Source organism: Vibrio cincinnatiensis (assembly GCF_022113815.1).
GTDB lineage: Bacteria > Pseudomonadota > Gammaproteobacteria > Enterobacterales > Vibrionaceae > Vibrio > Vibrio cincinnatiensis_A.
In genome coordinates, this window is the sequence record NZ_SGOM01000022.1 from 1 (window position 1) to 6,584 (window position 6,584).

Here is a 6,584-nt window from a genome sequence, read left to right on the forward strand (position 1 = left end):
ATCTAAGTCATTTGAATTGTACTTTCTTATCATTTTCGAACTCTAGATTGTAAAATTTATCAGGGCAACATAACGCCCGCTTAAGGGGCAGACAACGCTACTACCAACTTTCCGCATAACACCGTAACCACAAAAACCAACGCATAATAAAAATGCCACGCGTTGGCTGTCCCTCTTGAAGCGTTTGTTAAATTATATATTGCCAAGTACTCGTCCAAGGTTATTCATAAAGGTTCGCGTGTCAGCAAAATAATTTGGATAAGCATTTCTTAAGTTATCTGGATCATTAGTTGATACCAACGCAGCTTCAGCACCATCAATATCTTTACACCTATATTCAGCTTCTAAGTAATCATCACCAGCTTTCTTCAATAGATTTGTAGGGTAGCTAGTTATTTTTATATTTCCTTTTTGAGGATCAAGCTCCATTAAGAAGTACGACGCCCACTTATGTTTTTCTTTATCAATGTGGTTAGCTGTAACTGCACAGGCTCGCACAAACCGATTAACATTCATTTCTTCACACATTTTTTTTAGGTCTTCTGGAGCATTTCTATAACGCTTACCTTGCTCAAGTTCTTGAAAGTAATTTGATGCCAGTTTAAAAAACTCTAGCCACCGCTCATTTCCTTGATTTGATTTTAATGACTGAGCAGTAAATGCACCAACAACTTCAACTGCAGTTGCCCAACTATGCTGCACTGCAGTTCTTATTTGCATTTCAATTTGCAATCCATTCAACTTTTCATATTTTTTATTTTGAAATGCATAAACTAAATGATAACTGCGATAACCACTATCTTTAGGAGTATCAATGTAATCTTTTTCATTTTTAAGCTCATGCATAAAGCGAGTGTTTTTTATTTTATTTACAACTTTATATACATCTTCAATACTACTAACAACTGCACGGCATCCACCTAAATCTTGCATTCTATCTAAGCGCATTGTTGAAAAACGATTTAGCTTACCAACAATAGATGGTACTCGCTTTATCCTTTGAGCAATAAGGGCTTTGGGATCAACTCCTTGTGCACTTTGTTCTAAATATGTACGTATTTTCTCCAATGGATATGAGTGCGATAAACGCCAATTATTCAAAATGTCCAATGAATTTCCCTCTAAGGGACAATTAGCACCATAACAATCTGCTAATTTCTGTCCTGCCCTCATTACTGCTTTTTTTGATGATGTTGGCTGTACTATTGCCACGTATTACTCCTTATAATTTAACGCCCTGTTAAGGTGTGAGCAACGCAATACCGAAGCTCCCGCATACCACCTTAAACACTAAAACCAACGCATAGCAAAAATGCCACGCGTTGCGAATCACTCTTAAACAGTTTGTTAAAAAGAGGCTACTCGATCCCTAACCCACTTTTAAGAACAGCTTTTTGGCTATCGTTTATGCTATTAGCATCAATCAATTCAAAGGCACAATTACCAAAGCCAGTATATTTGTAAATCCAAGTTTGTTTGAACGCTAAAGCTGAAAACTCATCTTTAAACAAAAACTTTTTCTTTTCTTCGATAACAAGTATGATATTAGCAATATTTATTAATGTATCTACAACAACTTTTGCACATTTTTCTATTTCTTCGCTTCTAGAGCATCTCTTGAAATGACAGTCATTAATTGCCTCGTAAATACTCTTACCATTAAGTTTACGTGCAGGCTTATTGAACATACTTTCAAATTGCTTGGATATATTTTCCAAGTCTTCTGTTCTCATTTTTATCTCATCAAGCTTTTGAGAGTACTCATTAGCAATTTTCTGATTTTGCAACGTTTCAGAAACAGCGATTAGTGCTAGAGCAGATAGAATTGGCCCCAAAACTCCTCCAATAAAACCACCAAAGTCTGACCATTTTTGCGAATCAATAACGAATTTTTGATGTGAATTAAAGTAGAAGAAATAGAGATATGTACCAAAAGTAACCAAAATTACCAATACCGCCATCACTAAATACTTTCGCATATATTTTTACCTCTTTTTAACGCCCGCTTAAGGGGCAGCCAACGCTACTACTAACTTTCCGCATAACACCGTAACCACAAAAACCAACGCATAGTAAAAATGCCACGCGTTGGCTGTCCCTCTTGAAGCGTTTGTTATGTGCGTGGTTGAGAGTGCGATTTGACATACTTTTTCACCTTTTTCATCGCCATTTGACGCTTTAACGGTGAAAGATAATCAATGAATAAATTACCAGAAAGATGATCAATTTCATGCTGCATCACGATAGCCAGAAAATCATCACTTTCGATCGTGATTCGCTGACCTGTTCGATCTAACGCCGATACCACAACTGATGTATAACGTTCCACCTCAGCATAATAATCTGGAACTGAAAGACACCCCTCTTGACCTAAAGCTTTATTGCTACCACTCACTACTTCAGGGTTAATCAATATCAATGGCTGATCTCGATTATCTGAAAGATCGATAATAACAACCGCTTCTTTACGACCCACTTGAACTGAAGCTAGACCTATACCATTATCAGTTGAATATAGGGTTTCCAACATATCATCGATTAATTTCTGAACCGATTCAATGTCCTGCACTTTCTCTGCTGTAATCTTAAGCCTTGGATCTGGTGCTGTAAGAATTTCTAAAACTGCCATATTTACCTTTATATTTTAAGCACATAACGCCCGCCTAAGGGGCTGGCAATGCATAACACTAAGCTCAAACACAACAACCGTAACCACTGCGGCTCATTGGGACTGGAAACGCTACGCGTTGACAGTCCCTCTTGAGGCGTTTGTTATGTTTTTAGTGGTACACGACCTTAAAGTGCTCTAAAACCAAAAGCATATCTTCTCGAAACTCGATTCCAAGCTCATGACATTCTCGTGAGAAAAAATTTCGATGAGCCTCCTGCCACCATGCCAATGATTTGTCACCTTCACCTTCTGAAGCAGCAAAATTTTCAGTGACCTGATTGTATTGGCACTTAGAAACTGAGGTAATTTCGATAATACAAATCGGCTTACCATCCCAGTTAGTCACCACTTGAAGGTGGCCAACTTGAGGCATAAGTACACCTTTTTGACTGTACCAATATTCCAGACTGCATGACGCTCGTTTCTCGCCTCGGAGGATTAAATCGGCACATACATTTGCGTTGTATTCATCTGCACAAAAATAGTCTGCGCTGAAAGAGGTATACTTTTCAGATACTTCTCTAGGTAAAGAGCTAAGGTATTGTTCCAAGAATAACTGACTTTTTTCTTCCATGATTCACTAAACCTGATTAAAAACATAACGCCGCATTAAGGGGCAAGCAACGCTAGCAGCTGAACTTAAACTAACCTGCCGTAACCTCAAATGCGCATCCAAACCAAAAATGCCACGCGTTGATTGTCCCTCTTAAATGCTTTGTTATGTAACTTTACTAACTATTTCAAAGCATTACCAAAAACAGCATCGCCAAACACGATTTAACTTACACGAAAAGTCAGCATTGACCCAGTAGAAAAAACTCTGGCAACTACAAAAGTAACTTGATTCTGCGGATCATGACTATAGACAAACTGAACGCAAACCCACTTTACCATTAAATGCTGAATAAAGACTCGAAGGACAAGAAGACGAAAACCAAATCAACAGGAATAAGACTGACTTTACAAACTGTATAAATAACCAATTCAAACAATTAGTTAAAAGTACCGAACATAGAAAGCAGAAGCCAAATTCAAAGTAAAGAAATCATAAAAACACTTTAATTTTCAATATATTATGTTTTTTCTCTACAGTTACATAACGCCCGCTTAAGGGGCAGCCAACGCTACTACTAACTTTCCGCATAGCACCGTAACCACTGAAACTAACGCACAGTAAAAATGCCACGCGTTGGCTGTCCCTCTTGAAGCGTTTGTTAGCTGCCTTTAGTCACTTGGTTCAATAATGGTAGCGACACGAAATAACCGTTATTGCATTATCATCAACAGCATAAACCAGTCTATTTGTATCATCGATCCGTCGAGACCAAAAACCAGATAGATTTTCCTTTAGAGGCTCTGGTTTACCAATGCCTTCAAACGGTGAACGCTTAACATCATTGATGATTTTATTGATCCGCTTGAGTGTTTTTTTGTCTTGTGTTTGCCAGTACAAGTAATCATCCCAGGACTCATCTGTCCATGACAGTAAACGACTACTCATCAATCAGATCTCTTTGGGTAACTTTTCCCGCTTTGAACTGGGCAATTGAACGGTTTAGATGTTCAGCGTTCGCTGGAGAGCGAAGCAAATGTACGGTTTCCATTAGACTATTGTAATAATCCAGCGACATAACCACGGCATCTTCTGAATCACGTCGAGTGATGACGGTTGTATCCGCATCATTCACAACGGCATCCAAGACTGCTTTTAAACTATTCCTAGCTTCTGTAAAAGAAACGATTCTCATAGAACCTCCCACATGTACTGTTTACGGAACAAGTATAGTATTCACAACTCAACTTGTACAGCTAAAGGAACATATTCGCCAGTAGGCAGCTAACGCCCGCTTAAGGGGCAGCCAACGCTACTACTAACTTTCCGCATAACACCGTAACCACAAAAACCAACGCATAGTAAAAATGCCACGCGTTGGCTGTCCCTCTTGAAGCGTTTGTTATACGTAACTTCACAGTAACTCATTGTTCTAATACAAAAAATAATGCTACATTAGCATTAATATTATGTTAAATATCAATGGCAAACAAATAGCTAAATTACCCATTTTAGTATTTGAGACACTTTTAAGTAGTGTAATAATCACTACCGACACCCAGATTGATGTAGATATGTAGCCTAAGTTATCATCCAAATTGCGGTAATATTGAAAATTATCAAGTGACATTAGGATATTTGAGTCTTGTGCTTCCACTGCAGCTTGTAACACGCCATTCGCAACGAAACCATAATATTTCGATAAACTCAGAAGAACCAATTGAGTAAGTGTTGCTGTTATTAAAAATATCTTCATCATCTTCATACTTTAATTACGTATAACGCCCGGTTAAGGGGCAACCAACGCCACTACCAAGCTTCCGCATAACACTGTAACCACAAAAATCAACGCATAATAAAAATGCCACGCGTTGGTTGTCCCCCTTGAACCGTTTGTTATGTGATTGTTGCTTCAGATTTACAATCCATTATCGATTACAATCCTATGCGCCCCGTCAAATATTATAAAATGGATATCTCATGAAAACGCTTATTTATGAAACCCTTATTAATCTTGCTAACCAAGATCCTGAACAGCATGCACAAATCCGACAAAACTTATACGATCAGTTAGGCTTACCTTTCGAAAAACAACTTACTTTGTATTCTCAGGCCCTTGGGCCTGCTGGTTCAGGTAAACTTGAAAATGAGCAAGCAATGTCTAATGCCGTAGAAAGCGTGATCAAATTGCTTGAAACTCCTGAACACTAAACCTTTTCAGTTAATATTCGGCCCATTCGATTAGGGCCGTTTTTCAATTTACGACCAATCACATAACGCCCGCCTAAGGGGCTGACAACGCATTACCACTAAACTCAAACACAACAATCGTAACCATCGCGGCTCAATGGGACTGGAAACGCCACGCGTTGACAGTCCCTCTTGAGGCGTTTGTTATGTGTATGAACTCTAAGCTAAAGTTAGCCTCGTCCAAACATGCTACGCGATATTTTATGACCAACCGCAAAGCAAACAACAGCAACACCTATGAAAACTAGGATTGATAGTAAATATCCAACCATCGCTGATACGCCAAAGCCCCAAACAAACGAAAATACTAAGCCTTGATATGCTTCATATGGCCATTGAATTACTGGAAAGTGTGAGCCGTCCATCACAGTAAAGATTAAAGCTGCCAATCCTAATAGTGATGCCATAATCCCAAACATGGTTGATCTATTCATGTTGAAAACTAAGTTGGAAACAAGCTTGCCCATTCTATGTGCTTGTTTCTATTGGGACTAGCTAAAAAACACATAACGCCCGCTTAAAGGGCAGACAACGTAAAACACCTGCACTCAAACAGGACAGGCATAACCTCAAATGTTCATTCAAACCAAAAATGCCCAGCGTTGGCTGTCCCCATTGAAGCGTTTGTTATGCATATTTACCAATAATTTCATGACCATAAGAATTATCGATTGTACATAACCAATCCCCATTCTTATCTTGAACAAAAACATAGGTCGCTTTACGAACGACAGCGGGATAATTAGGTGCAGAGACTATCGTATTCGCTAAAACTAACGCTCTATCACCTGAGGTTAAAATTTCTAAACCTTGCTGCTGAACATTTAAACCATTTTTAAAATAAACAGCAATTGCTTCAAATGCTTTACGAATAGCTTCTTTACCTACCGCATTCTTGCCCGGCTCCACAACGAGAACAGCATCGTCCGTATAAATCTCCATTAACGCCTCAAAGTCTTCCGATACAATAGCCTTATCTGCTTTTTTTATTTGTTCTATTATCAAATTTTTCACTAAGTTATCTCCAATATGCTAGTGTACCCCACGAAAAGTGGACACAACATAACTACACACTTTCAAACACCACTGGACTCACATAGCCCAACGCTG

Annotated in this window: 9 protein-coding genes; 1 reads left to right on the forward strand and 8 read right to left on the reverse strand. The window is 38.6% G+C overall.

Features of this window, described 5'->3' with window-relative positions; all coding sequences use genetic code 11:
• Positions 1–192 precede the first annotated feature (192 nt).
• From EXA13_RS15890 to EXA13_RS15925, 6 genes are all read right to left on the reverse strand, one after another.
• Complete coding sequence (locus EXA13_RS15890; RefSeq protein ID WP_238134018.1) at positions 193–1,212, reverse strand: RelA/SpoT domain-containing protein; 1,020 nt, start codon at positions 1,210–1,212, stop codon at positions 193–195.
• Between the two features lie 146 nt (positions 1,213–1,358).
• The gene (locus EXA13_RS15900) at positions 1,359–1,979 is read right to left on the reverse strand and encodes a hypothetical protein (protein WP_238134019.1); all 621 of its coding nucleotides are present in this window, start codon (positions 1,977–1,979) and stop codon (positions 1,359–1,361) included.
• A gap of 134 nt (positions 1,980–2,113) precedes the next feature.
• On the reverse strand, positions 2,114–2,629 hold the full coding sequence (gene def, locus EXA13_RS15910) for a peptide deformylase (RefSeq protein ID WP_094145932.1): 516 nt from the start codon (positions 2,627–2,629) through the stop codon (positions 2,114–2,116).
• A gap of 151 nt (positions 2,630–2,780) precedes the next feature.
• Entirely contained in the window at positions 2,781–3,245 is a 465-nt protein-coding gene (locus tag EXA13_RS15915) for an ASCH domain-containing protein (RefSeq protein ID WP_238134020.1), read from the reverse strand.
• A 663-nt stretch (positions 3,246–3,908) separates the two neighbouring features.
• Positions 3,909–4,172, reverse strand: a complete 264-nt coding sequence (locus EXA13_RS15920; protein WP_000098716.1) for a Txe/YoeB family addiction module toxin — start codon at positions 4,170–4,172, stop codon at positions 3,909–3,911.
• On the reverse strand, positions 4,165–4,419 hold the full coding sequence (locus EXA13_RS15925; RefSeq protein WP_001223794.1) for a type II toxin-antitoxin system Phd/YefM family antitoxin: 255 nt from the start codon (positions 4,417–4,419) through the stop codon (positions 4,165–4,167). Before EXA13_RS15925 ends, EXA13_RS15920 begins: the two co-directional genes overlap by 8 nt.
• Before the next feature lie 785 nt (positions 4,420–5,204).
• On the opposite strand from EXA13_RS15925, the gene EXA13_RS15940 reads away from it, so the two are divergent.
• Positions 5,205–5,435, forward strand: coding sequence for a PAS factor family protein (locus EXA13_RS15940; protein WP_238134022.1), 231 nt, complete (start codon positions 5,205–5,207; stop codon positions 5,433–5,435).
• Between the two features lie 209 nt (positions 5,436–5,644).
• Here EXA13_RS15940 and EXA13_RS15945 read toward each other — a convergent pair whose 3' ends face one another.
• Both EXA13_RS15945 and EXA13_RS15950 read right to left on the reverse strand, forming a co-directional pair.
• Positions 5,645–5,908, reverse strand: a complete 264-nt coding sequence (locus EXA13_RS15945; protein ID WP_199352296.1) for a hypothetical protein — start codon at positions 5,906–5,908, stop codon at positions 5,645–5,647.
• A 193-nt stretch (positions 5,909–6,101) separates the two neighbouring features.
• On the reverse strand, positions 6,102–6,488 hold the full coding sequence (locus EXA13_RS15950; RefSeq protein ID WP_238134023.1) for a YybH family protein: 387 nt from the start codon (positions 6,486–6,488) through the stop codon (positions 6,102–6,104).
• Between the last annotated feature and the right edge of the window lie 96 nt (positions 6,489–6,584).